Raw genomic sequence first — 24,044 nt, 5'->3', positions numbered from 1 at the left:
CTGCCCGGGCCGCAGGAGAGAGGAGCCGACCATGAGTGGCAGCGACAAGGTCCAGAACCTCGCACAGAAGGCGAAGGGCAAGGCCGACGAGGCGACCGGCAAAGCCGTCGGCAACGAGCGGCTCACCGCCAAGGGCAAGGCCGAGCAGACCGGCGCGGACCTCAAGCAGGCCGGCGAGAAGGTCAAGGACGCCTTCAAGGACTGACACGCGGCACGGGCGGGGCGTCACCGGACGCGGTGGCGCCCCGCCGCCGTGCCCGGACCCCGGGCGGCCGCCGGACACCCGGTTCGGCCGGGCCGCAGAGGGTAGCCGAGACCCATGCTGACCCTGGGAGTCGAGGAAGAGTACCTGCTGGTGGACCCGGCGACCGGAGCACCGGTGCCGCGGGCCGAGGCCGTGCTGGGCGCGGCCGACCTGAGACCCGCGCTGCAGCCCAGCGAGGCCCAGCCCGAGCTGCTGCAGGTGCAGGTCGAGACCGCCACCCCGGTCTGCGAGGACCTCGCAGCGGTGCCCCGCCACCTGGCCCGGATGCGCGCCGCCCTCCAGGCGTCCGCGGCGCAGCACGGCTGCCGGATCGTCGCGGTCGGCGCGGCACCGTTCGGCACCGGCGGGCCCGTGCCCGTCACCCGCGGCGATCGCTACCGGACCGCCCGCAGCGAGGCCCCGCACCTCGTCGACGACCTCATGCTGAACGGCATGCACGTGCACGTCGGCATCGACGACGAGGAGGAACGCGTCGCCGCCCTGGTGCGGATCCGGCCCTGGCTGCCCGTCCTGGTGGCACTCTCGGCGAACTCGCCGCTGTGGCAGGGGACCGACACCCGCTTCGCGAGCTGGCGCACCGTGCACTTCGACCGGTGGGCGGTGAGCGGGCCGCCGCCCGCCTTCCACGACGCCGCCGACCACCGGCGGCGGCTCGACGCGCTGATCGCCTCCGGCGCCGTCCGCGACCTCGGCCAGCTGTACTGGCATGCCCGGCTGTCCGAGCGCTACCCCACCGTCGAGGTGCGGGCCGCCGACGTGCAGCTCACCGTCGCCGACGCCGAACTCGTCGCCGGGATCGTCCGCGGCCTCGTCACCACCGCCGTCCTCGACGAGCGCCGCGGCGCACCCCGCACCGACCCGCCCGAGGAGATGCTGCGCGCCGCGACCTGGCACGCCGCACGCACCGGCCTGCACGGCGAGCTCATCTCCCCCCTCGACGGCCGGGGCCACCCCGCGGCCCACGTCGTCGGCGAACTCCTCCACCACATCGGGCCCGGCCTGCGGGCCGGCGGCGACGAGGAACGCGTACGGGCCGGCTGGGCGCGGACCGCCGCCGAGGGCAACGGCGCCGACCGGCAGCGCGCCTGGTTCGCCGACGGCGGCCGCGACGGCCTGACGGCGGGCCTGCTCGCCGCGGCGGTGACGGGATGAGCCCGGACCCGCCGTGAACCGCCCGCCCGCCCCGCACACCCGCCCCGGGTCACCGCCCCGCCGGGCGGCCGGGGTGCTGCGGGCCGCGTGGCGGCGCGGCCGGCAGATCGAACTGCTGCACCGCTCGATGGCGTTCGCCGCCCTGTGCTTCGTCACCGTCGTACCGCTGCTCGTGGTCGTCGCCGCCGCCTCCCCGACCCGCGGCGCCGGCATCGCCGACCGGATCATCGACGGCCTCGGACTCTCCGGGGCGTCCGCCCGCGCCGTGGACGAGCTCTTCGTCTCCCGCCGGGAGGTGCTCAGCACCACCACCGCCCTCAGCCTGGCCGCCCCCGCCGTCTTCGGCGTCCCGTTCCTCGGCGCCGTGCAGAACGCCTACGAGCGGATCTGGCTGCGCACCCCCGGCACCTGGCACGCCGCCTGGCGGCAGGTCGTCGGCCCGGCCGCCTTCGTCGCCAACGCGTTCTCGTACGGCGTGATCGGCACCGTGCTGGTGGTGCAGTCCTGGCTGCTCGGCGTCGGCTTCTGCGTGTACGGCGGCGCCCTCGCCGGGCACGCCCTGCACGGCGCGGCCCGGGTGCCGCGGCGCCGCGGCCCGCGCTGATCCGCCGGTCCGGGGCGTGAGCCGGGCCGACCGGGGCAGACGGCCGACCCACGGGTGAGCGACCGCGCCGCCCGCGACGGAAGGGGACCACCGTGGCATCACTGCCGTTCGCCCGGGCCTCGCACGGAGGCCGGCCGTCCGCCGCCCCGGGCGGCCGGGACGCCCTGCGGGCCGCCGGCAAGGCCGGATTCGCCGCCCGCGGCGTCGTCTACGTCCTGGTCGGCCTGCTGGCTGTCGGGATCGCCGTCGGCCGGGAGGCCGACCAGGCCGACCGGCAGGGCGCCCTGCGGGAGATCGCCGCCCGGCCGTTCGGCACCGTCCTGCTGTGGCTGCTCGTCGCCGGGTTCGCCTGCATGACGCTGTGGCGGGCCTCTACCGCCGTCCGCGGCGAGGCCGGGGAGAAGAAGACCGGCAAGCGGCTGCTCAACGCCGGCCGCGCCGTGTTCTACGCCACCGTCTGCTGGGGCACCGCCGCCTTCGCGCTCGGCAGCGGCAAGCAGTCCAGCAGCGACAGCAACTCCAAGGACTGGACGGCCACCGCCCTCGGACTGACCGGCGGCCGGTTCCTCGTCGGCGCCGCGGGCGCCGTCCTGATCGGCGTCGGCACGGGCATCGCCGTCCGCGCCGTGCAGCGGAAGTTCCTCCGCAAGCTGCGCACCGGCGAGATGGGCCGCCGCACCCGCCGCGCCGTCACCGCCAGCGGCATCGCGGGGAACACCGCCCGCGGCACCGTCTTCGCCGCCGCCGGCGTGTTCCTGGTGGTCGCCGCCGTGCGCTTCGACCCGGACCGTGCCAAGGGCGTCGACGACACGCTGCGAAGCTTCGCCTCCACCCCCGCCGGACCGTGGCTGCTGATCGCCGTCGCCCTCGGCCTGCTGCTCTTCGGCGTCTTCTCCCTCGCCTGCGCCCGCTGGCGCCGCACCTGACCCACCCAGCACCCCGCGCCCACCGACCGGAGGCCCTCGCGTGTCCGTCCTCGTCCTGCTCCTCGCCCCGCTGCTCCTCGCCGGCATCCTCGCGCTCGGCGCACTGCGCCGCCGACCGCCCCGCTACGGGGCCGCCGGGCCGACCTCCGTCGGCGCGACCCGGCGCCGCCTCGCCCGCCGGCACGCCCGGCCCGACGGCGCACGGCAGGACCGGACCGCCCGCCCCTGAGCAGGCGCCCACCCACGACCCGTCCCGCACCGCCGGTGGCCCACCGGCGAACCGACCCACGGAGGACTCCCATGACCCGCCCCAGGATCGTCGTGGTCGGCGGAGGCTTCGCCGGCGCGGAGTGCCTGCACCGGCTCGAACGCCGGCTCGCCCCCGCCGACGCGGAGCTGACACTCGTCTCCCCGACCGACTACCAGCTCTACCTGCCGCTGCTGCCGCACGTCGCCTCCGGCATCCTCACCCCGCAGTCCGTCGCCGTGTCGCTCCGCCGCCGCCTGCGCCGCACCGGCATCGTGCCCGGCACCGCCGAGACCGTCGACACGGCCGCCCGCACCGTCACCGTGCTCCCGCCCGCCGGCGAACCCTTCGCCCTGCCGTACGACCACCTCGTGCTCGCCGCGGGCAGCACCACCCGCACCTTCGACATCCCCGGCCTGACCGACCACGCCTTCGGCATGAAGACCCTCGCCCAGGCCGCCTACCTGCGCGACCACGTGATCGCCCAGCTCGACCTCGCCGCGGCCGCCACCGACGAGGCCGAACGCGCCGCCCGGATGCGCTTCGTCGTGGTCGGCGGCGGCTACGCCGGCGTCGAGACCCTGGCCGCCCTGCAACGCCTCACCGCCGCCGCCACCGGCCGGTTCCCCCGGCTCGACCCGCACCTCCTCGCCTGGCACCTCGTCGACGTGGCGCCCGCCCTGCTGCCCGAACTCGGCGACCGCCTCGGCCGCAAGGCCCTCGACACGCTGCGCCGCCGCGGCGTCGAGGTCTCCCTCGGCACGTCCGTACGCCGGGTCGCCCCCGACGCCGTCGAGCTCACCGACGGCCGCACCCTGCCGACCCGCACGCTCGTCTGGACGGCGGGCGTCGCCGCGAGCCCGCTCGTCGCGACCCTGGGCACCGCGACCCTGCGCGGCCGCCTCGTCACCGCCGCCGACCTCACCGTGCCCGGCGCGGACGGCGTGCTCGCCGTCGGCGACGCCGCGGCCGTGCCCGACCTCGCGGTCGGCGGCGACGCCGTCACCCCGCCGACCGCCCAGCACGCACAGCGCCAGGGCCGCGCCGCGGCCGACAACCTCGTGGCCCTGCTCCGCGGCGCCGCCCCGGCGCCCTACCGCCACCGGGACCTCGGCCTGGTCGTCGACCTCGGCGGCACCGAGGCCGTCGCGAAGCCGCTCGGCGTGGAGCTCTCCGGGCTGCCCGCGCAGGCCGTCGCCCGCGGCTACCACCTGCTGGCGCTGCCCACCGTGACCGCCCGCACCCGCGTGCTGGTCAACTGGCTGCTCAACGCCACCACCGGCGACGACTTCGTGCGCACCGGCCTGCAGCAGGGCCGCCCCGCGACGATCCCCGACTTCGAGCCCACCGGCCGACCCGCCCGGCCCCGCGCCGCGGAGCAGCCCAGCGCCGACGGGCAGCCCCGGCCGGAGGAGCACGGGGAGACGGCGCCCGCCGCGGACCGGGACGATGCGGACCGGGCCGACGCGGACAGCACCGACCGGGCCTACGCCGGCCGGCCGTGACCGGCCCGCCGGCCGATCCGCCGGCCGATCCGCCGTCCGGGGCCCGGGGCGGGGCTTCCGGCCGGTGTGGCGGTCCGCCGTCCGGGGCGTCGCGGCCCGCATGATGCTGCGCAGCGGCGGGCCGTGACGCCTGGCACGGCGAACCGCCCGCACCCTTCGGAAGGCGGAGCGATGACCACCCTGCACGACGTCCTGGCCGCGCACGTCCGTCCGGGCGGCCCGCCCGGTGCGGTGGCCCTGGTCGCCCGCGGCGGCGCGGTGGAGGTGGCGGCCGTCGGCCGCACCGAGGCCGGCGGCCCGGTGCCGATGGCGCGGGACACGCTCTTCCGAGTGGCCTCGCTCACCAAGCCGGTGATGGCCGCCGCCGTGATGGTGCTCGTCGAGGACGGCGCGCTCGCCCTGGACGCGCCGGTCGCCGAGTGGCTGCCGGAGCTCGCGGCGCCGAGGGTCGTCCGCACGCCGTCGTCGCCGGTCACCGACACGGTGCCCGCCGCCCGGCCGGTCACCGTGGCCGACCTGCTCACCTCCCGCGCCGGGTACGGCTTCCCGGCGGACTTCTCGCTGCCCGCGCTGGCGCCGCTCTTCGCCGAGCTGAAGCAGGGCCCGCCGCAGCCGCAGGCCGTCGCGGCCCCCGACGCGTGGACGGCCCGGCTCGGCCGCGTCCCGATGCTGCACCAGCCGGGCGAGGCGTGGCTCTACAACACCTGCTCCGACATCCAGGGCGTGCTGGCGGCCCGGGCCTCGGGCCGCCCGCTGCCGGAACTGCTCGCCGGGCGGCTGTTCGGGCCGCTGGGCATGGCGGACACCGGCTTCGCGGTGCCGCCCGCGGAGCTCGGCCGGTTCACCGGCTACTACCGGTCGGGACCGTCCGGCGGTCTCGACCTGGTCGACGCCCCCGACGGGCAGTGGAGCAGCCCGCCGGCGTTCCCCTCCGGTGCGGGCGGCCTGGTCTCGACCGTCGACGACCTGCACGCCTTCGCCCGGATGCTCCTCGCGGGCGGCGAGGCCGCCGACGGCCGGCGGCTGCTGTCGGCGGAGTCGGTGCGGCAGATGTCCACCGACCACCTGACGGCGGCGCAGCGGGAGGCCGGGTCGCTGTTCCTGGAGGGCCAGGGATGGGGGTTCGGCGGTTCGGTCGACGTCGCGGCCCTGGACCCGTGGAACGTCCCGGGCCGCTACGGCTGGGTCGGCGGCACCGGAACGGCCCTGCACGTCACGCCCGCCACCGGCGCCGTCTCCGTGCTGCTCACGCAGCTGGAGCTGGCCGGGCCGACGCCGCCCGCGGTGATGCGGGACTTCTGGCGGTACGCGGCGGCCGCCTGAACGCCCCCGCGAAGGCCCGGCCCCGGCCCGACCGGGGTCCGGGCCGGTCCCGGCCCGGACTCAGGACGGCCCGGCGAGGCCGAACAACCGCTCCAGGACGGCCGCGACGCCCTCCTCGTCGTGGCCGGGTGCCACCTCGTCGGCGACGGCCTTCAGCGTGGGGTGCGCGTCGGCCATGGCGACGCCGTACCCGGCCCACTCCAGCATCGGGGCGTCGTTGGGCATGTCGCCGAAGGCGACGGTGTCGAGGCCCCGCAGGCCGAGCCGCCGGGCGGCGAACGACAGCCCGGTGGCCTTGCTGAGTCCGGCCGGGAGGATCTCGACCTCGCCCGGTCCCGCCGTCGTGATGCCGACGAGGTGCCCGGCGGCCTCCCGGGCGGCCGCGGCGAGCTCGTCCTCGCCGAGCCCGGCGCACTGGGCGTAGAACTTGCGCACCGGTTCCGCCCAGACCTCGTCGGCGTGCCGGGCGTGGACGACCGGCAGGCCGTCGGCCGGGTCCGGGCGGTAGCCGGGGGCGGCCACCACCCGGCCGTCCAGGCCGTCGCGGTCGGCGGCCAGCAGCAGCGGGCCGACCTCGGCCTCGATCCGGTCGACGGCGAGGCGGGCGAGCCGCCGGTCGAGGGTGACGGACGCGAGCTGCCGGTGCGCGGCCGCGTCGTACACCTGGCCGCCCTGCCCGCAGACGGCGAGGCCGGTGTAGCCGAGGTCGTCGAGCACGTGCCGGGTCCAGGCGACGGACCGGCCGGTGGCGACGACGTGCCGGGCGCCGCGCGCGGCGGCCCCGGCGAGGGCCGCCCTGGTGCGCGCTCCGACGGTGCCGTCGGAACGCAGCAGCGTGCCGTCGAGGTCGGTGGCGATCAGGGCGAACGGCGGCCGGAGGATGCCGGGGGAGGTCACCGGGTCACCCGCCCGTGCTCCGGTAGTGGCGGAGGTTCCAGTTCCACAGCCGCTTGGAGCCGAGGAACAGCAGCAGGCACACCGCCGGCGACCACTCGGCGAGCCAGGCGCCCGGTCCGTGCTGCGGCGCCCGGTCGAGCAGGACGAGCACGGGGAAGTAGGCGACGAACGCGAGCGGCAGCACGAAGGTGAACACCCCGCGCAGGGCGGCCGGGAGGATCGACAGCGGGTAGTTGCCGATCGTCGCCATGATGTCGTCGATCCACTTGCCGATGCCGTGCGCGAACGGCGAGCGCAGCAGCAGCGCCGCCAGCGGCAGTTGTACGGCGGCCTCCAGGAAGACGCCGCCGACGATCGCCGCGCACAGGTAGAGCACGTGCGCGAGGGTCCAGTCGACCGGCGCGGACGACACCGCCATCGCGCACACGGTGACGCCGACCGAGAAGTCGCCCAGGGCGTTGATGTTGAAGCGGCTGATCAGGATCTGCGTCAGCACCGACATCGGGCGCAGGAAGTACCCCTCGACGCGGCCCTCCTCGACCAGCTCCAGCAGCGCGTCGGAGAGGTTGCCGAAGACCATCGTGAAGAGCCCGTGCGACATCAGCCGCATGCCGACGATCAGCAGCACGCCGCCCGCCGGGAAGTCGCCCAGGCCGTTGAAGCGCATGAGCAGCACCGCGGCGAAGGCGAGGGTGGAGCTCTGCCACAGGATGCCGAAGACGATCTCGAACGCGAAGTCGCCCGGGTACTCCAGGCGGCCGCGGATGTTCACGGCCGTCGTCCGGAGCACGATCCGCAGGGTGCGCGCGGTGCGGGCCGCGCGGCCGCGCCGTACGGGCTGCCGAGGGCCGTCGAGGGTGGTGGTGGTCATGGCTCAGCCTCCTTGCGAGGTCACGCGCCGGGCCGCGCGCGACCAGACGAACTTGGTCAGGACGGCGAGGGCGACGACCCAGCAGAGCTCGCGGACCAGCGTCGCGGGGGCGTCCGAGAGCGGGATCCGTCCGACGTAGAGGGAGATGGGGTCGTTGATCGTCGCCGCGAAGGGCAGCACGGAGGCCGTCGTCAGCAGCCAGCCGGGCAGGAACCACAGCGGCACGAAGACCCCGGAGAGGAGGTCCTGCACGAAGCCGTACATGCGGGTCAGGCCGGTGTTGGAGACCAGCCAGAACGTCGCGAGGTCGACGAGCTGGCCGAGGTAGTAGAGGATCATCTGGCCGAGCACCAGGCTGACCGCGAACACCGCGCCGACCGCGGCCGAGGCGGGCGGCCGGACGACGCCGGTGGCCAGCACCACGAGGTAGCCGAGCAGCGCCCAGGCGGCGCCGTACCCCATGTCGCCGATCGCGCGGAACATGTAGTAGCGGCCCGGGGAGATCGGCCTGAGGAACCAGTAGATGATGGTGCCCTCGCGGGTGCGCTGCGGCAGCGAGTCCTTCGAGACCATGCGGTTCGTCCACCGGATGCGGCCGATCAGGATCGCCAGCGTCGCGTAGCCGACCGCCTGGTCGACGTCGAGGCCCGCGACGGGGCCCCGGCCGGCGTACACCGCCGTCCACAGCAGGTAGTAGATGTAGACCTGCACGCCGAGCATGAACGGCGCGAGGAAGAACCGGCCGCGGTAGGCGATCGTCTGGTAGAGCGGGATGATCCGCCAGATCCGCCAGGCGCGGCCGCTGCGGCCCGCCCGGGCGGGCGCGGGGGCGACGGCGGCGCTCATGCGAAGAGGCTTTCGTTCTTCGCCTCGTACGCGGCGCGCATCAGCTCCTCCAGGTCGGTCTCCTCGACGGTCAGCCCCACCACCGGGAACCGGGCGATCAGGGCCCGCACGACGTCCTCCGGGGTGTGGTCGCCCACCGGGGCGACCACCGCCTGCGCGCCCTCGTGCGACACCACCCGGGCGCCCTGCACCTCGACGCGGGCGACCGGCTCGCCGAAGGTGACGTGGACGACCCGCCCGGCGCCGTGCCGGCGCTTCATCTCGTCGAGGGTGCCGTCGAACATCAGCCGGCCGTGGTTGATCAGCAGGACGCGCTCGCACAGCCGCGCGACGTCCGTCATGTCATGGGTCGTCAGCACGACCGCCCGGCCGCGCTCGTGCACCTGCTGGAGGAGGAAGGCACGGGTGCGCTCCTTCGCCACGACGTCCATGCCGATCGTCGGCTCGTCGAGGAAGAGGATCGCCGGGTCGTGCAGCACCGCCGCCGCCATGTCGCAGCGCACCCGCTGGCCGAGCGACATCAGCCGGACCGGCGTGTCCCAGAACTCCGAGATGCCCAGCACCTGGTCGACGTCGCGCAGCTGCCGGGCGTAGTCGGCGGCCGGGATGTCGAAGATGTCGCGGATCAGGCCGAAGGAGTGCCGGGCGGGGAGGTCCCACCACAGCTGGGTCTTCTGGCCGAACACCGCGCCGATGGAACGGGCGTTCGCCGACCGGTCCTTCTGCGGCACCCGGCCGTCCACCCACACCTCGCCCGAGGTCGGGGTGAGGATGCCGGTGAGCATCTTGATCGAGGTCGACTTGCCGGCGCCGTTCGGCCCGAGCAGGCCCACCAGCTCGCCGCGGCCCACGGAGAGCGACAGGTCGGAGACCACGGTGAGCTCGTCGCGCGCCCGGTCGACGAGCGAGCGGACCGCGGCGAAACGCCCGGTCACCGGGCGCCTGACCCGGTACGTCTTCGTCAGGCCGCGGGTCACGATCGCGGCGGATGTGTCGGGCATTCCTGGTCCCTTCGAGTGCGGAGCCGGACGCGGATCGTCCGTGGGTACGTCAGCGCGCGTACAGCGAGCTCAGGGTGGGGATGTCCGGCAGCGCGTCCGGAAGGCCCGGACGCTCGACGGCGGCCAGACCGGTCTCCCAGGCCTCGCACGCCTCCCCGGCCGGGCCGGGCAGGGCCTCGGGCCCGGGGGGCTGTCTGCCGACGCCGTCCCAGGTGAGACCGTGGAACGGCAGGCCGAGCCGGGCGCAGACCGAGCGCACGGCGCTCTCCGCGGCGAGCGGCGCGAGCGTCAGCTTCGACGGGCTCGTCACCACCGCCCGTCCGCCGAGGAGGTCACGGCTGAACTCGTGCGCCACCGTGCCGCTGCTCGGCAGCAGGCCCGACTTGACGGCCGCGTACCCCGACACCGCCCGGACCTCCGCCAGCACCGGCGCGTCCACCACCCGGCGCAGCGTCGTCAGCAGCCGGTGCGCCCACCACCCGGCGAGCTGCCGGGGGTCGCGGTGGCCGCCGTCGAACGACTGGAAGTCGGAGACCAGCCAGGTGGTGCCCGCCGGGTGACCCGTACGGCTGGCCAGGAACAGGCCGTGCTCCTCCCGCTCCGGGAAGACCGCGCCGACCACCGGCAGCGCGCCGCGCAGCACCAGCATGAACGACCTGCGGCAGTACACGACCGGCGGCAGGCCCGACCGGGCCAGCAGGGCCGGTGACCCGGCGCCCGCCGCGACGACCACGGCCCGGCCGTGCACGGCGACGCTGGTGCCGTCCGGCCGGACGAGCTCCGCCCGCACCCCCGCCGGCTCCTCCGCGACCGCCGCGATCCGGCCCGGCACGGACGCCACGCCCGCGGCGGCGGTGCTGCGGCCCAGGCAGCGCAGGATGTGGCCGAAGTTGTAGGTGAGTTCGTCGCTGCGGAAGCACGAGGTGAAGCCCGGCCCGAGCCAGCCGGGGGCGGGCACCGGCCGGACCGGCAGCCCGGAGGCCTGCCAGTACCGCTCGGCCCGCAGCCGGGCCGCCTCGTTGGAGAACGCCACCGTCGCCCCCGCCGTCTCCGGCGCCAGACCGCCCGTCAGCTCCTGCCAGTGCGCGCGGGCGCGCCGGAACAGCGCCGGGAGCTGCGGCTCGTCCGGCCCGTACGCGTAGCCCTGGTGCAGGTAGCCGTGCGACTGCCCGGACTGCCCGCCGCCCAGCCGGTGCTGCTCGACGAGGAGCACGTCCAGCCCGCGCCCGGCCAGCGCGAGGGCCGTCAGCACCCCGGCCATGCCGGCCCCGGCGACCACGACGTCCGTACGGAGCGCCGCGGGTCGCCCCGGCACGACCGGACGCCCCTCAGCGGACGACATCGAGCGACTCCACCAGTCCGGACGCCTCGGAGATCCGCAGACGCCACCGCGCGCCGTCCGCGGTCTCCAGCAGCAGACCCGCCGGGCCGTCGGGCACGGCGGAGCGCAGCGGACCCAGCCCGGCCAGCAGCAGCCGCTCCCGCGAGCCGGCGGACGGCGCCACGACGTCGCCGGTGGCGAGGTCGACCCGGACGTCGATGAAGAGCGGGACCGCGACCTCCGCGGTGCTAGGCGGCATCGTCGTCCTCCCCGAGGAGCGCCAGGGCGGCGAGCGTCGCGGAGTCCTGGACGCCGCTGCGGCGCGCCAGGGCGAGCAGCTCGCGGCGGGTGAGCACCCGGACCGCCAGCCCCGCCTCGAACGGGTCGTCACCGGACGGGCCGGCCGCCCCGGAGAGCCCGTCCGCGCCGGCCGCCCCGCCGGCCGCCCCGCCGGCCGCCCCGCCGGACGGCTCGGCAGCGTCGGCCGTGAACACGTGGCAGGAGGTGGTCGCGAAGCCGTTGCTCTCCGCGAACGAGCCGCGGTGCCGCAGCCCGGTCACGTGCAGACCGGTCTCCTCCAGCGCCTCCCGGCGCGCGGCCTCCTCCGGCGACTCGCCCGCCTCGATCCCGCCCTGCGGGAACTCCAGGCCGGGCACGCCGCCGAACGTCGGCCGCCGCAGCTCGACGAGGACGAGACCGCCGCCGCGCCGCACGACGACCAGCACCGAGTCGGGCTTGCTGACCATGTAGTAGGGGTGCAGCCCGCCCGCCGGGTCCTCGTACCGCCGGCACACCACGGAGAACCACGGGTTGCGGTGCACGGTCTCGCTGTCGATCTCTCGCATGGCGGGCCGGCTCACGCCAGAGGGGTGAGGTAGGTCTTCGCGAGGGCGTGCTCGCCGCGGCACAGCCGGGCGTACTCCTCGGCGAGGGCGCGGGCGCAGGCGGCGCCCGGCCCGTGGCCGGCGGGGACGCCGTCGACGGTGTCGACCGGCCGCAGGCCCATCAGGGTGCCGACCAGCAGCACCTGGCTGCCGTGGAGTTCCTCGCGCAGCACGCCGCGCTCGGAGACGGCGTAGCCGAGTCCGCGGGCGAGGTCGAGGACGATCCGCTTGGTGATCGAGTCGAGGACACCGGTGTCGACCGACGGCACGAGCACCCTGCCGTCCCCGACCAGGAGGATGGCGGCGCCGTCCGCCTCGGCGACGTTGCCCCGGTCGTTGAGGATCAGCACGTGCTCGACGCCCCGCTCCAGCCGCTCGCGTTCGAACACCCGGAAGTCCAGGTACGAGCCGCCGGACTTCGCGCCGGCGCCGATCGGGCCGCCGTACCGCCGGTGGCTGCTGACGACCGCTCGCACCAGCGGCGGGCTGCTCGGGGCGTACGGGAAGCCGCCGATGTACATCGCGCCCTCGCTGTCGGCGGCGAGGGTCGAGCGGCCGCGTGCCGCGTAGAACGTCGGGCGGAGGTAGACGTCGGTGCCGGGCAGCTCCCGGGCGACCCCGGCGAGGGCCGCGCGGACCTCCTCCGCCGAGGCGGGCGCCGGGATGTCGGCCGTCCGCGCGGACCGGAAGAGGCGCTCCAGGTGCTCCTCACCGGCGAGGATGCGGTGCTGCCGCTCCGCGTCGTCCCAGAAGGCCGTGACGCCCTCGAAGACGTTGGCGCCGCGCAGCGCCAGTTCGTCCCAGACGTGGACCCGCGCGTCCTCCCACGGCACGCAGGCCCCGTCGAACCACATGATTCTCTTGCCCATGGCTCCACACCTCGGTGTCCGGGGCAGGCGGCGCCGTGCCCCCAGGGGATTCGGTCAGTGTTCGTCTTCGCGCGGCGGCAGCAGGCGGACCCTGCCGACGTCGAGGCGGGCCCGGCCCTCCGTCCACAGCTGGAACGGCACGTCGACGTGGTCGAACTCCATGCCCTCCGAAGCGAGTTCGGCGAGCGGGAACTCCAGCGTCGTCCACTCGCCGAACGGCTGCGCGCGCAGCCGGGCGGAGATGTCCAGCGCGGGCTGCTGCGGGTAGTCGTCGTGGCAGGCCAGGTGGAACGGCCCGGCCGGCGGCTCCACCACCCGCACGTCGAAGGCCAGTCGGCCGCCCGCCGCGACCAGGCCGCGCAGATCCCGGTGGCCCCCGTCGCGGGACTGCGTGTAGACGAACGTGCGGGTGCCCTTGAACGACAGCGACAGCGCGGCGCCGCCCGCCGGATGGCCCACCGGCTCGGCGGAGACGAACGAGGTCGAGGTGCTCCGCCCGCAGGGAAGATCGCGCGGGCCGTGGTCGGTCGCACGGACGCGCAGCACGTACGCCGGGCCCTCCGCCGGGCCCAGCTCGACCGGCGCGTCCACGGCGTACGGCACCGCGGACTCCGGGGCCCCGGACCCCGGCTCGTCGACGTCCGGCGGCAGGACGCCCAGCCGGGTGCCCGCCCCGTCGCCGCGCAGCGTCAGACCGTGACCGTACGGGAACAGCGGCTCGTCCGGCCCGGTCGGCGCGCTCTCGCCCTCCGGCACCACGTGGCCCGGGATGTGACGCGGCGTCCGGTTCACCGCGGCCGCGTGCCGCCGGCGCGGCCAGCCGAAGGACAGCCGGCCCCGGAAGTCGTAGGCCTCCGCGCCGTCCGCCGCCGCGAAGAGGAGGTCCGCGACGCCCGTTGCGTCCGGGCCGGGCAGCCACGCGGCGACGAACGCGTCGGAGAGGTTGATCTCCTCCGTCGTGTAGAGCGGCCGCCCGCCGTACATCACCGTGACGACCCGCACCCCGGCCGCCCGCAGCCGCCGCAGCGTCTCCAGGTCACGCGCGTACGACGGCTTCAGCGCCGCGTACGCGATGCTGCGCCACGGCCTGATGCTGCCGAACATCTCCGCGTACGCGTCCTCGCCGATCACCACCACGGCGACGTCGTGCGCCGCCGGGTCCGCGTGCTCCAGGAACGGGTCGACCGTGCACCGGTCGGCGCCGACGACCTCCGCCACCGCGGTCGCGAGGGTCGCGCCGCCGGGGAAGTCCTCGATGCCGATGTCGTCGCCCTGCCAGGTCACGGTGTAGCCGCCGGTCTGCTTCTGCACGGCGTCGGCCGCGCTGCCCGTCACCAGCACCCGCGCGGTGCGGGGGAGCGGCAGCGCGCCGTCGTCGTTCTTCAGCAGCACCAGCGACCTGCGGACGGCCTCGCGGGCCAGCGCCCGGTGCGCGGGCGCGCCGAGCACCGCCGCGTCGCCCGCCAGGGAACGGTCCTGCGGACGCGGCTTCTCCCACAGCCCGGCGCGCAGCTTGACCCGCAGCACGCGCAGCACCGCGTCGTCGACCCGCTCCATCGGGATCGCGCCCGACCGGATCTCGGCGAGCGCCGCCCGGTGCACGGCCTGCCAGTTCTCCCGCGCCGAGATCATCAGGACGTCGACGCCCGCCCGGATGACGTTGCCGGCCTCGCCGTCGCTGCACCCCTCGACGTACGGGTGGGCGTCCCAGTCGCCGATGACGATGCCGTCGAAGCCCAGGGCGTCCTTCAGCACGTCCGTCAGCAGGTAGCGGCTGCCGTGCATCCGGGGCTCGCTGCGCCCGGACCCCTCCCACCCGCTGTACGAGGCCATGACGGACTGCGCGCCGGCCTCGATGCCGGAGAAGAAGCCCATCGCGTGGACGTTGCGCAGCACGTCCTCGGTGCAGCGGGCGATGCCGCGGTCCTCGCCCTCGAAGGTGCCGCCGTCACCCACCCAGTGCTTGACGCACGCGAGCACCCGGGTGTCGGAGCGGAGCCCGGCGGTGTCGCCCTGCAGGCCCTCGACCATGGCGCGGGCGTACCGGTGGACGATCTCGGGGTCCTCGGAGTACCCCTCGTAGTGGCGGCCCCAGCGGCGGTCGCGCGGGGTGGTGACGGTGGGCGCGAACGTCCAGTCCATGCCGGTGGCGACGATCTCCCGGGCGGTGACCTCGCCGATCCGGCGGATCAGCTCCGGGTCGCGGGCCGCGCCGAGGCCGATGTTGTGCGGGAAGACGGTGGCGCCGTACACGTTGTTGTGGCCGTGCACCGCGTCGGTCGCCCACATGAACGGGATGCGGAACGGCCGGTCGCGGAAGGCCTCCTCGGACGCCTCCCAGAACGCGCCGACCGTCTCGGCCCACTCCCGCGCACCGGACCGCCGGTTGCCGCCCGGCCACCGGCCGGCGCCGTTCAGCGCGGAGCCGATGCGGTACGTCCGGACGTCGTCGGCGGTCAGCTCGACGAGGTCCGGCTGGATCATCTGCCCGAGCTTCTCCTCGGTGGTCATCTGCGCGAGGATGCCGCGGGCGGCCTCCTCGACGGCCGGGTCCCGGGGGACGTCCGACTGCAGCGCGGGCCATTCCGGAAGGTGGTCGAGCCGGATCACATGATCCTCCGTGACGTGCGGATCCGAGGGCGGGCGGTCGTGCGCGGGAGCCGCACCGGCGGGGTGCGGGCGGGGTGCGGGTGGGTGGGGGTTCGGGCGGGACGAGAGCGGGCACCGGTCGGGCACGGGGTGGCACGGGGCGAGGCGGGGTGGCACGGGCGGGGCGGATCGGGGCGGGTCGCGCGGACGGTGCGGGCGGTGCGGGTCGCGCGGGCGGTGCGGGTGCGTGCCGGCGGTGCTCCGGAGCCAGGGGAGTCGCCGCGACGGTGATCACCGTAAGGAGAGCGCTCTCCGGTCCGCGCTGAACCTTTGCACCCGACTGAAGGGCTGTCAACCCTGATACGGGGCCGGAGTAGGGGTGGAACTCCCAGGCCGGGGGCCCTGTTCCCCGGGCTGTCGAGGGTGTAGGGGAGAGCGCTCTCCTCCGGTCGTCCCGTTCCGCCGCGCGTGCCGCCACGCCCCGCGCGCGCCCGGCGCGCATGCCGGGTCCGGCCGTTCCGGGGGAGGCGGGAGAGGCCGGAGTCGTACCCCCATCCTCTTGACGGTGGCTTTTCTCACAGGTTAAATCATGGCTCGAAGTAACCCGGCGAGCCGCAAATCCGCCCGCCGGGAGCCTTCTTGATCAACCGTCAGTGACAGTGGTGCCGACCGGGCCGTCGGCAGATCGCCCCTGGTGGGGGGCGTGCACCGCTGGCGGCCGTCCCGTCCGCCCCGCCGTGCCGCCGTGCTGCGCGGCGCGTCCGGCGCCGGCGGATCCATCCCCCGAGCACCACCGACCGCCCGCACGACGGCCCCCCGCCGCCGCGCCGCGCACCCCGGAGAGCTCGCAGGTGCGCACCCGCCCACCCGCAACCCCCGGCTCCCCACCCCCGGGCTCCCACCCCGCCCGCCCCGGCGCCGTCCGCGGACCGCCGCGCCGGGCCCCGGGGACGTCCCCCGGACCCCGGCGGACGACGCTCCACGACCCCCTGATGAGAGGCACCTCGTGAACGACCTCAGCGCCTTCCCCGACGACTTCGTGTGGGGCGCCGCCACCGCCGCCTACCAGATCGAGGGCGCCGCCACGGAGGACGGCCGGGCCCCGTCCATCTGGGACACCTTCTCCCACATCCCCGGCAACGTCGACAACGGCGACACCGGCGACGTCGCCTGCGACCACTACCACCGCTGGCCGGAGGACCTCGCCCTCGCCAAGGAGCTCGGCCTCGGCGCCTACCGGTACTCCATCGCCTGGCCGCGCGTCGTGCCGCAGGCCGACGGCCGGGTCAACGAGGCCGGCCTGGCCTTCTACGACCGGCTCACCGACGCCGTCCTCGAAGCCGGCATGACCCCCTTCCCCACCCTCTACCACTGGGACCTCCCGCAGGCCCAGCAGGACCGCGGCGGCTGGCCCGTCCGCGAGACCGCCGAGCGCTTCGGCGAGTTCGTCGAGGTCGTCGCCGACCGCCTCGGCGACCGGGTGAAGCACTGGGCCACCCTCAACGAGCCGCTCTGCTCCGCCTGGATCGGCCACCTCGAAGGCCGGATGGCCCCCGGCCTCACCGACCTCACCGCAGCCGTCCGCGCCTCCTACCACCTGCACCTGGGCCACGGCTTCGCCGTCCGCGCGCTGCGCGAGCGCATCCCGGACGCGCAGATCGGCATCGTCAACAACCTCAGCCCGGTGCTGCCCGCCACCGACAGCGAGGCCGACCGCGCCGCCGCGCTGCGCGCCGACGGTCACATCAACCGCTGGTGGCTCGACGCGATCCACGGCCGCGGCTACCCCGAGGACATGGTCAAGCTCTACGGCGTCGAGCTGCCGATCCAGGACGGCGACCTCGACCTCATCTCCGCGCCGCTCGACTGGCTGGGCCTCAACTACTACTTCCGGCAGATCGTCACCGACGACCCGACCGGTCCCGCCCCCTACGCCCGCATGGTGCCCGGCCCCAACGAGGAGCGGACCGCCATGGACTGGGAGGTGCACGCCCCCGGCATCGAGCACCTCCTGCTCCGCCTCACCAAGGAGTACGGCGCGCAGAAGATCTACGTCGCCGAGAGCGGCGCGGCCTACCACGACACCGTTGCGCCCGACGGCAGCGTCCACGACCCCGAGCGCACCGCCTACCTGGAGAGCCACCTGGCGGCCTGCGCCCGCGCCGTCGCCCAGGGTGCCCCGCTGGGGGGCTACTTCGTGTGGTCCCTGATCGACAACTTCGAGTGGTCGTACGGCTACGACAAGCGCTTCGGCCTCGTGCACGTCGACTACGAGACCCAGCGCCGCACCGTCAAGAGCAGCGGCCGCCGGTACGCCGAACTCATCGCCGAGCACCGCCGCCGGACGGCCCGCTGACCGCAGCCCGTCCCCGCACCGGGGTGCCTCCCCGCACCCGGGCCCGTCCCCGCACCGTGTCCGAGGTGCGGGGACGGGCCCGTTCCCGTGGCGGCCGCGGCCGCCGGGAGTCCGGCTGCGGGCCACCCCCGCCCGCGCCGTGACCTCGCCGACGGTGAAATCGCCGTGTCCCCGCTCGGCCCCCGGATCGGTGACCGCCTGGTGCACCGCCGCTCGCACCCGGCCGCTGCGGCCTCCGGGCCTGCGCGGCCTCTGCGATGCCATCAGGTTAACGCAGCCGCTGATTGCGTTTGTGGCCCCGAGTGCCCTATCGTCACTAAGGCAGTCGACAGCTGCTTTAGGGGGCTCGGCGGGCCGGCCCCGGCGGGTCGGCGGTGAGCTGATCGTTCGAACCCCGTACGTCCGTCACCCGCAACCGCCGGGGCCGGAGGCCTCCAGGCCCGGCCTGCCACCCGCGTCCGCCCCGAGCCCGGCGGCGCCCTCACCGCCGCGGCCCCGGCCCGACCGCCTGCCCGCCCGACGACCGCCCGCCCGCCCGACGACCGGAGACATGATGAGCACCACGACCTCAGTGATCCACCGCATCGACGCCGCCCTCGACATGGCGACCGGGATCGTCGAAGGCACCACCCCCGAGCACCTGGCGACGCCGTCCCTCTGCCCCGGCTGGGACGTCCGTGCCGAACTGAACCACCTGGTGGGCGGCATGCGCGTCTTCGCCGCAGAACTCTCCGGCACCCACCCGGGCGCCGACCACCACGCCGACTGGCTGGGTGCAGACCACCACGCCGCCTTCACCGCCGCCGCCGTCCTCGACCGCGGCGCCTGGCACCGCCCCGACGCCCTCGGCACCACCGTGCGGCTGGGCTTCGGCCCTGTACCGGGCCCCTTGGCCGCACTGATCCACCTGACCGAGCTCCTCGTCCACGGCGCCGACCTCGCCGTCGCCACCGGCCAGGAGGGCATCGTCGACCAGCGGCAGTGCGCGGCCCTCCTGGCGACCATGCACGACATGGACTTCGACGCCTTCCGCCGCCCCGGGATGTTCGCCGCCGCACACCCCGCCCCGGCCGACGCCCCCGCCCACCGGCGCCTGCTCGCCTTCACCGGCCGCGACCCGGAGTAGCACCAACGCACCCGCGCGTGCGGCACCACCCGCCACGGCGGCGTGACGGGCCAAGACCCCGAGGCGGCCGCACAGCCCCCGCTCCGGCTGTGACGGTTCCACCCCGGGGGCGGACCGGCTCGGGCGTGCTCAGGCGGCCGGGCGGGGCCCGGTCACTGGCCCACCCTGCCGTCGACGCGTTCGCGCAGCAGGTCGGCGTGCCCGCAGTGGCGGGCGTACTCCTCGATCCGGTGCACCAGCAGCTCCCGGACGGCGATGCCGTCCTTTCCGAGCCGCTCGCCGAGATCGGGGTGTCCGGCCAGCGCGGCGTCGGTCGCGGCCTGTTCGCGCGCGAGTGCGGAGTACGCGGCGTCGACCACGGTCCGGTCGGCGACGGCTCCGTCGAAGTCCCCGTCACGCACGCCGTACAGCTTCGGCAGCGGGTCGCCGTCGGTGATCCAGTTGCGCCAGTCCCGTTCGACCTCGGCGAGGTGCCGGATCAGGCCGAGCAGCGACATCGTCGACGGCGGGACGGACCGGCGGGCCAGCTGCTCCGCGTCCAGGCCTTCGCACTTCATCCGAAGCGTCGCGCGGTAGTTCGTCAGGAAGTCCTGGAGCGTGTCGAGTTCGCCGTCCGGGCTGACCCCCTCGCTGTTGCGGGGGTCGTCGTCCGGGTCGGCCCACATGTCGGGGTAGACGGTGGCCTGGGTCCATCGCTCGGGTTGGTCGTTCATACGGTGCATGCTCGTCCGTGGGCGCCGGACCCGCCAGTGCTTTTCGGCTGGTGTGCGGCCCGCGGAGCCGCCGTTCCGCCGAGCCGCCGGCCCGCCGTTCCGGCCGGACGGCCGGACGCGGGCGTCGTCAGGCCCGCGCCCCACCCGGCGGCTCCTATGCTCGACGCATGGCCCCGAACGCTCGCGTGCCCGCCCCGGAACCCGTCACCGCCGACCCTGCACGGGCCGTGCCCGGCACGCTGCTCACCCAGTCGTGGCTCGACCTCACCTTCCTGCACTGGGCCGCGGACCCTGCCGACGTGGCGCCGCTGCTCCCGCCCCGCACCCGCCCGGACGTGCTGGGCGGGGTGACGTACGTGGGCCTGGTGGCGTTCCGGATGCACCGGGTGGGCTGGTTCCGGTTGCCGGGAGTGCCGTACCTCGGGACGTTCCCGGAGACGAACGTGCGGCTCTACTCGGTGGACGAGCACGGGCGGCGCGGCGTGGTGTTCCGCTCGCTCGAAGCGGCCCGCCTCGTCCCGGTGGCGATGGCCCGGCTGGGTTTCCGCCTGCCGTACGTCTGGGCCCGGATGGCGATCGACCGGCAGGGCGACACCCTCACCTACACCAGCCGCCGCCGCTGGCCCGGGCCGCGTGGCGCGCACAGCCGGATCTCCGTACGGATCGGCGGACCGATCGGCGAACCGACCGAGCTGGAGCACTTCCTGACCGCACGTTGGGGGATGCACAGCGCCTTCCTCGGCCGCCCGGTGTACCTCCCGAACACCCACCCGCGCTGGCCGCTGCACCGCGCCGAACTGGTCGGGTGCAGCGAGGACCTGGTGGCCGCCGCCGGGCTCCCGGAGCCGGTCGGGGCGCCGGTCAGCGTCCTGTACTCGCCGGGTGTGCCGGTGCGGTTCGGCGGCCCGCTGCGCCCGCCCGGCGCGCCGGCCTCCTGAACGGGAACGGCCCCGGGGTCCCGTGGTCGTGACCCGCGTGCCCGGTCGGCTCGGCTGCCGGGGTGACTGAAAGCGCTCTCTTTACGGGCCCTGACGAGCCGCCGGGCGGCGGTCGAAACCCCGTGGAGCGGCCGTTCTCCGCGGTGCCGGGCCGGGCGGGAGGTGATCGCCGACGGCCGGAGGGCCAGGGGTTCGTGCGGGGTGGGCGGTGGATTCGCTGGTCAGAGGCCCAGTCACCCGCGGTGGCGCGGCCGGTCGTCGTGGCGCCCGGGCCGACCGGGCGCCGTCCGCCCACTCCGGTGCGGTGCGGGCGGAGTCGGCCGGCCGGCCGGGGTACCCGCAGCCGAAGCGGCGCTGGGGCGGGAATCGGTCAGAACCCCTGGCCGGTAGGGAAGTTACGAGACAGAAGCACTGATGCGTTTCTCGTGCTGCCCCTTGGCCGCCCCGTCGGAGGCTGGTACCGTCCTGGAACTGAGAGCGCTCTCACCGTGCGCGTCGTGGCCCACCTCGCGCGCACCCGCACCCCCGCCCCGCACCGCCGAGCGCCCTCGCCCCACCCCCACCCACCCATCACTGCTTCGGCCCGCAGAGCCCACTGCGGCTCCGTGCCCGGACCGCCTCCACCATCGGTCCGCACGGATCCCGCCAGGGCCTGGCGCAGCGATGCACGTCACGAAGGAGAAGGCCGTGCCTTCCTTCACCCCGACCCCGGTCAGGACCGGAGTGCCGCCCGCCCGGTCGCGCCCCGCGACCGCCCGGAGGCCCCCGACGCCGTAGGCGTCCCACCGACCGGGGCTGCCGCCGCGCCCGCCCGGCTCCGTCCGGGCGTGGTCAGGCGTGCCCCGCGCGTGGCACCTGCCGGGGGCCCCTCCCGCCGTGCTCGTGCCGCTGCCCAGCGACCGCACCCATGGAGCAGCGCTCGCCCGTGTCCCGGACTCCGGCCCGGACCCTCAGGGGTCGGCCGGTGCCGTCCCGTGCCGTCGCACACCCCGCACCGCGATGAACAGGGAAGGACCACCCCACATGACGCTCCAACGAACTCTCCCGCGCCTGCCGCGGCCGCGGCAGGGCGCCCGCGGCATACCCCTGCTGCTGGCCGTCCTGGCGCTGCTGCTGAGCGGGCTCGGCCTCGTGCCGGCGGTCACGGCCGCCGCCGCGGACCCGGACTACACGCAGAGCGTGGCCGCGACCAGCACCACCCAGGCGAAGATCTCGTTCACGCCGACCACCGCGGCGGTCTACGTCGACGTGCACTACCTGGTCAACGCGGCCAACCAGCAGAACGTCCGGATGGTCAACGGCTCCGGCACCTGGACGCACACCGTCAGCGGCCTCGCCACCGGCAACGTCCTCGACTACTGGTTCACCTACGAGAAGAGCGGCCCCCAGTACGACACACCGCACTTCAGCTACACGCAGGGCGGGGGCGGCACCGGCGGCCAGGTCGCGCAGCCGACCTTCAGCCCCGCCGGCGGGCAGTACGCCACGGCGCAGACGGTGACGATCTCCGACGCCACCGCCGGGGCGACCATCCGCTACACCCGTGACGGCTCCACGCCGACCGGCAGCTCCACGGTGTACACCGGGCCGATCAGCGTCACCGCCACCAGCACCATCAAGGCCTTCGCCCAGTCGTCGGGGCTCACCGACTCCGCGGTGGCCACGGCGGCGTACACCATCGGCGGCACCCAGACCAGCTGCCCGGTGCAGTCGGACACGCCGAACTTCGGTCCCAACGTCCACATCTACGACCCCAGCATGTCCGCCGCCAGCATCCAGACGCAGCTGGACGCCCACTTCAACCAGATGAAGGACACGCTGTCGGCGCAGTTCAGCAACAACCGGGTGGCCGACCTGTTCAAGCCGGGCACCTACAACGTCAATGACAACGTCGGCTTCTACACCTCCGTGGCGGGCCTCGGCCAGAACCCCGGCGATGTGACCATCAACGGCAACATCACCGTCGACGCCTTCAACGCCTCGGACGCCGGCAACGCCACCCAGAACTTCTGGCGCAGCGCCGAGAACCTCGCCATCAACCCCGGCGGCGGCACCAACCGCTGGGCCGTGGCGCAGGCCGCGCCGTTCCGGCGGATCGACGTGCGGGGCAACCTCGCCCTCTACCCGGCCAGTTACGGCTGGGCCAGCGGCGGCTACGTCGCCGACAGCAAGGTCAGCGGCCAGATGGCCTCGATCTCCCAGCAGCAGTGGTACACCCGTGACAGCGGCCTCGGCAGCTGGGACGGCGGCGTGTGGAACATGGTCTTCTCCGGAGTCCAGGGCGCCCCGGCCAACACCTTCCCCACCCCGCCCGAGACGGTGCTCGCCACCACCCCGGTCTCCCGTGACGTCCCGTACCTGTACGTCGACAGCGCCAACCGCTACCGCGTCTTCCTGCCGAGCCTGCGCACCAACGCGACGGGCCCGAGCTGGGCCGGCGGCAGCACCCCCGGCAGCTCCCTGCCGATGAGCCAGTTCTACGTCGTCAAGGCCGGTGACACCGCCACCACCATCAACAACGCCCTCGCCCAGGGCTGCAACCTGTTCGTCACGCCCGGCGTCTACCACCTCGACCAGACGCTCAACGTCAACCGTGCCAACACGGTCGTCCTCGGCATCGGCTACCCGACGTTCGTCCCCGACAACGGCGTCAACGCCATGCAGGTCGCCGACGTGGACGGGGTCCGCCTCAAGGGCCTGCTCTTCGACGCCGGCACCACCAACTCGCAGGCGCTGCTGACCGTCGGCCCGTCCGGGTCGACCGCCGGCCACGCCGCCAACCCGACCACCGTCCAGGACGTGTTCTTCCGGATCGGCGGCCAGCTCGCCGGCAAGGCCACCAACAGCCTGGTCGTCAACAGCAGCAACACGATCATCGACCACATCTGGGCCTGGCGCGCCGACCACGGCAACGCCGGAACCGTCGGCTGGACCACCAACACCGCCGACACCGGCCTGATCGTCAACGGCAACAACGTGCTCGCCACCGGCCTCTTCGTCGAGCACTACCAGAAGTACGAGGTCGTCTGGAACGGCCAGGGCGGTCGCACCATCTTCTTCCAGAACGAGAACCCCTACGACGTGCCCAACCAGGCCGCCTGGAAGAGCTCGGCCTCGGTCAACGGCTACGCCGCCTACAAGGTCGGCAACAACGTGACCAGCCACGAGGCGTGGGGCCTGGGCAGCTACTGCTACTTCAACGTCAATCCCGCGGTGGCCAACTACCACGCCTTCGAGGTGCCCAACAACAGCGGCGTGCGCTTCCACTCGCTGCTGACCGTCTCGCTGAACTACCAGGGCACCATCACCCACATCATCAACGACACCGGGGCCGTCACGCCCACCGGCACCGCCCCGGTCAACCTGGTCTCCTACCCGTGACCTGACCTGACCTGGCCTGACCCCGGTCCGGCCCGGTTCGGTCCGAACCGCACAACGCAGCACCGCACAACGCAGCACCGCACTGCATGCACTGCATGCACTGCACACCGTCGTGCCGCTCCCGCGCTCCCGCGTGGGAGCGGCACCACCGCCGGCGGATGCCCGGCCCACCTCGGGGCGGGCCGGGCACCCGCCGTGCGGCGGCCGGGGGAGCAGCACCCGGCCCGGGC

General features: G+C 75.1%; 21 protein-coding genes. 11 read left to right on the top strand and 10 right to left on the bottom strand.

Going from position 1 to position 24,044, the window contains the following annotated elements:
* Positions 1–31: 31 nt before the first annotated feature.
* The 7 genes from OG335_RS07045 to OG335_RS07015 all read left to right on the top strand — a co-directional run bounded on the left by OG335_RS07045 (position 32) and on the right by OG335_RS07015 (position 6,022).
* Positions 32–205 carry a CsbD family protein gene (locus OG335_RS07045; protein WP_405010150.1) on the top strand — a complete coding sequence of 58 codons (174 nt, stop codon included), beginning with the start codon at positions 32–34 and terminating at the stop codon, positions 203–205.
* A 114-nt stretch (positions 206–319) separates the two neighbouring features.
* Positions 320–1,417: a glutamate--cysteine ligase gene (locus OG335_RS07040; RefSeq protein ID WP_405010149.1), complete on the top strand. Its 1,098-nt coding sequence runs from the start codon at positions 320–322 to the stop codon at positions 1,415–1,417.
* A 13-nt stretch (positions 1,418–1,430) separates the two neighbouring features.
* Positions 1,431–2,021 (top strand): hypothetical protein, encoded by a 591-nt coding sequence (locus tag OG335_RS07035; protein WP_405010148.1) that lies wholly within the window; start codon positions 1,431–1,433, stop codon positions 2,019–2,021.
* Between the two features lie 101 nt (positions 2,022–2,122).
* On the top strand, positions 2,123–2,947 hold the full coding sequence (locus tag OG335_RS07030) for a DUF1206 domain-containing protein (RefSeq protein WP_405015324.1): 825 nt from the start codon (positions 2,123–2,125) through the stop codon (positions 2,945–2,947).
* Positions 2,948–2,987: 40 nt separating this feature from the next.
* A complete protein-coding gene (locus tag OG335_RS07025) occupies positions 2,988–3,176 on the top strand; it encodes a hypothetical protein (protein WP_405010147.1) in 189 nt (62 codons plus the stop codon).
* 71 nt (positions 3,177–3,247) lie between these two features.
* On the top strand, positions 3,248–4,699 hold the full coding sequence (locus OG335_RS07020; RefSeq protein WP_405010146.1) for an NAD(P)/FAD-dependent oxidoreductase: 1,452 nt from the start codon (positions 3,248–3,250) through the stop codon (positions 4,697–4,699).
* 171 nt (positions 4,700–4,870) lie between these two features.
* The gene (locus OG335_RS07015) at positions 4,871–6,022 is read left to right on the top strand and encodes a serine hydrolase domain-containing protein (protein ID WP_405010145.1); all 1,152 of its coding nucleotides are present in this window, start codon (positions 4,871–4,873) and stop codon (positions 6,020–6,022) included.
* 60 nt (positions 6,023–6,082) lie between these two features.
* On the opposite strand, the gene OG335_RS07010 is transcribed toward OG335_RS07015, so the two are convergent.
* The 9 genes from OG335_RS07010 to OG335_RS06970 are packed head-to-tail and all read right to left on the bottom strand — an operon-like array spanning position 6,083 to position 15,321.
* Entirely contained in the window at positions 6,083–6,919 is an 837-nt protein-coding gene (locus tag OG335_RS07010) for an HAD family hydrolase (RefSeq protein WP_405010144.1), read from the bottom strand.
* Between the two features lie 4 nt (positions 6,920–6,923).
* Positions 6,924–7,790 carry an ABC transporter permease gene (locus tag OG335_RS07005; protein ID WP_405010143.1) on the bottom strand — a complete coding sequence of 289 codons (867 nt, stop codon included), beginning with the start codon at positions 7,788–7,790 and terminating at the stop codon, positions 6,924–6,926.
* A 3-nt stretch (positions 7,791–7,793) separates the two neighbouring features.
* Positions 7,794–8,636, bottom strand: a complete 843-nt coding sequence (locus OG335_RS07000; protein WP_405010142.1) for an ABC transporter permease — start codon at positions 8,634–8,636, stop codon at positions 7,794–7,796.
* Positions 8,633–9,637 (bottom strand): ATP-binding cassette domain-containing protein, encoded by a 1,005-nt coding sequence (locus OG335_RS06995; protein WP_405010141.1) that lies wholly within the window; start codon positions 9,635–9,637, stop codon positions 8,633–8,635. The genes OG335_RS07000 and OG335_RS06995 overlap by 4 nt, the downstream gene beginning before the upstream one ends.
* A gap of 49 nt (positions 9,638–9,686) precedes the next feature.
* Positions 9,687–10,979 carry an NAD(P)/FAD-dependent oxidoreductase gene (locus tag OG335_RS06990; protein ID WP_405010140.1) on the bottom strand — a complete coding sequence of 431 codons (1,293 nt, stop codon included), beginning with the start codon at positions 10,977–10,979 and terminating at the stop codon, positions 9,687–9,689.
* A complete protein-coding gene (locus tag OG335_RS06985) occupies positions 10,966–11,217 on the bottom strand; it encodes a hypothetical protein (RefSeq protein WP_405010139.1) in 252 nt (83 codons plus the stop codon). Before OG335_RS06985 ends, OG335_RS06990 begins: the two co-directional genes overlap by 14 nt.
* Complete coding sequence (locus OG335_RS06980) at positions 11,207–11,803, bottom strand: NUDIX domain-containing protein (RefSeq protein WP_405010138.1); 597 nt, start codon at positions 11,801–11,803, stop codon at positions 11,207–11,209. Before OG335_RS06980 ends, OG335_RS06985 begins: the two co-directional genes overlap by 11 nt.
* Positions 11,804–11,814: 11 nt before the next feature.
* Complete coding sequence (locus OG335_RS06975; RefSeq protein WP_405010137.1) at positions 11,815–12,711, bottom strand: aminotransferase class IV; 897 nt, start codon at positions 12,709–12,711, stop codon at positions 11,815–11,817.
* Between the two features lie 54 nt (positions 12,712–12,765).
* Positions 12,766–15,321, bottom strand: coding sequence for a glycoside hydrolase family 3 N-terminal domain-containing protein (locus OG335_RS06970; protein ID WP_405010136.1), 2,556 nt, complete (start codon positions 15,319–15,321; stop codon positions 12,766–12,768).
* Between the two features lie 985 nt (positions 15,322–16,306).
* Here OG335_RS06970 and OG335_RS06965 point away from each other — a divergent pair.
* Positions 16,307–17,656, top strand: coding sequence for a GH1 family beta-glucosidase (locus OG335_RS06965; RefSeq protein WP_405010135.1), 1,350 nt, complete (start codon positions 16,307–16,309; stop codon positions 17,654–17,656).
* Between the two features lie 553 nt (positions 17,657–18,209).
* Positions 18,210–18,782 carry a TIGR03086 family metal-binding protein gene (locus OG335_RS06960; protein WP_405010134.1) on the top strand — a complete coding sequence of 191 codons (573 nt, stop codon included), beginning with the start codon at positions 18,210–18,212 and terminating at the stop codon, positions 18,780–18,782.
* Between the two features lie 152 nt (positions 18,783–18,934).
* On the opposite strand, the gene OG335_RS06955 is transcribed toward OG335_RS06960, so the two are convergent.
* The gene (locus tag OG335_RS06955; protein ID WP_405010133.1) at positions 18,935–19,504 is read right to left on the bottom strand and encodes a DinB family protein; all 570 of its coding nucleotides are present in this window, start codon (positions 19,502–19,504) and stop codon (positions 18,935–18,937) included.
* 158 nt (positions 19,505–19,662) lie between these two features.
* Here OG335_RS06955 and OG335_RS06950 point away from each other — a divergent pair, with 158 nt between their 5' ends.
* Together OG335_RS06950 and OG335_RS06945 are read left to right on the top strand one after the other, a co-directional pair.
* The gene (locus OG335_RS06950; protein WP_405010132.1) at positions 19,663–20,433 is read left to right on the top strand and encodes a YqjF family protein; all 771 of its coding nucleotides are present in this window, start codon (positions 19,663–19,665) and stop codon (positions 20,431–20,433) included.
* 1,023 nt (positions 20,434–21,456) lie between these two features.
* Positions 21,457–23,814 carry a chitobiase/beta-hexosaminidase C-terminal domain-containing protein gene (locus OG335_RS06945; RefSeq protein WP_405010131.1) on the top strand — a complete coding sequence of 786 codons (2,358 nt, stop codon included), beginning with the start codon at positions 21,457–21,459 and terminating at the stop codon, positions 23,812–23,814.
* The last annotated feature ends 230 nt before the right edge of the window (positions 23,815–24,044 follow it).

Source organism: Kitasatospora sp. NBC_01539, assembly GCF_045040525.1.
Classification (GTDB): Bacteria; Actinomycetota; Actinomycetes; order Streptomycetales; family Streptomycetaceae; genus Kitasatospora.
This window is presented reverse-complemented; position numbering and strand designations above follow the sequence as displayed.

Bases quoted from the DNA above. Each gene is read 5' to 3' on its own strand.
- OG335_RS07045 (WP_405010150.1), top strand. From the start codon at position 32: ATGAGTGGCAGCGACAAGGTCCAGAACCTCGCACAGAAGGCGAAGGGC.
- OG335_RS07040 (WP_405010149.1), top strand. From the start codon at position 320: ATGCTGACCCTGGGAGTCGAGGAAGAGTACCTGCTGGTGGACCCGGCG.
- OG335_RS07020 (WP_405010146.1), top strand. From the start codon at position 3,248: ATGACCCGCCCCAGGATCGTCGTGGTCGGCGGAGGCTTCGCCGGCGCG.
- OG335_RS07015 (WP_405010145.1), top strand. From the start codon at position 4,871: ATGACCACCCTGCACGACGTCCTGGCCGCGCACGTCCGTCCGGGCGGC.
- OG335_RS07005 (WP_405010143.1), bottom strand. From the start codon at position 7,790: ATGACCACCACCACCCTCGACGGCCCTCGGCAGCCCGTACGGCGCGGC.
- OG335_RS07000 (WP_405010142.1), bottom strand. From the start codon at position 8,636: ATGAGCGCCGCCGTCGCCCCCGCGCCCGCCCGGGCGGGCCGCAGCGGC.
- OG335_RS06995 (WP_405010141.1), bottom strand. From the start codon at position 9,637: ATGCCCGACACATCCGCCGCGATCGTGACCCGCGGCCTGACGAAGACG.
- OG335_RS06990 (WP_405010140.1), bottom strand. From the start codon at position 10,979: ATGTCGTCCGCTGAGGGGCGTCCGGTCGTGCCGGGGCGACCCGCGGCG.
- OG335_RS06985 (WP_405010139.1), bottom strand. From the start codon at position 11,217: ATGCCGCCTAGCACCGCGGAGGTCGCGGTCCCGCTCTTCATCGACGTC.
- OG335_RS06980 (WP_405010138.1), bottom strand. From the start codon at position 11,803: ATGCGAGAGATCGACAGCGAGACCGTGCACCGCAACCCGTGGTTCTCC.
- OG335_RS06975 (WP_405010137.1), bottom strand. From the start codon at position 12,711: ATGGGCAAGAGAATCATGTGGTTCGACGGGGCCTGCGTGCCGTGGGAG.
- OG335_RS06960 (WP_405010134.1), top strand. From the start codon at position 18,210: ATGAGCACCACGACCTCAGTGATCCACCGCATCGACGCCGCCCTCGAC.
- OG335_RS06955 (WP_405010133.1), bottom strand. From the start codon at position 19,504: ATGCACCGTATGAACGACCAACCCGAGCGATGGACCCAGGCCACCGTC.
- OG335_RS06950 (WP_405010132.1), top strand. From the start codon at position 19,663: ATGGCCCCGAACGCTCGCGTGCCCGCCCCGGAACCCGTCACCGCCGAC.
- OG335_RS06945 (WP_405010131.1), top strand. From the start codon at position 21,457: ATGACGCTCCAACGAACTCTCCCGCGCCTGCCGCGGCCGCGGCAGGGC.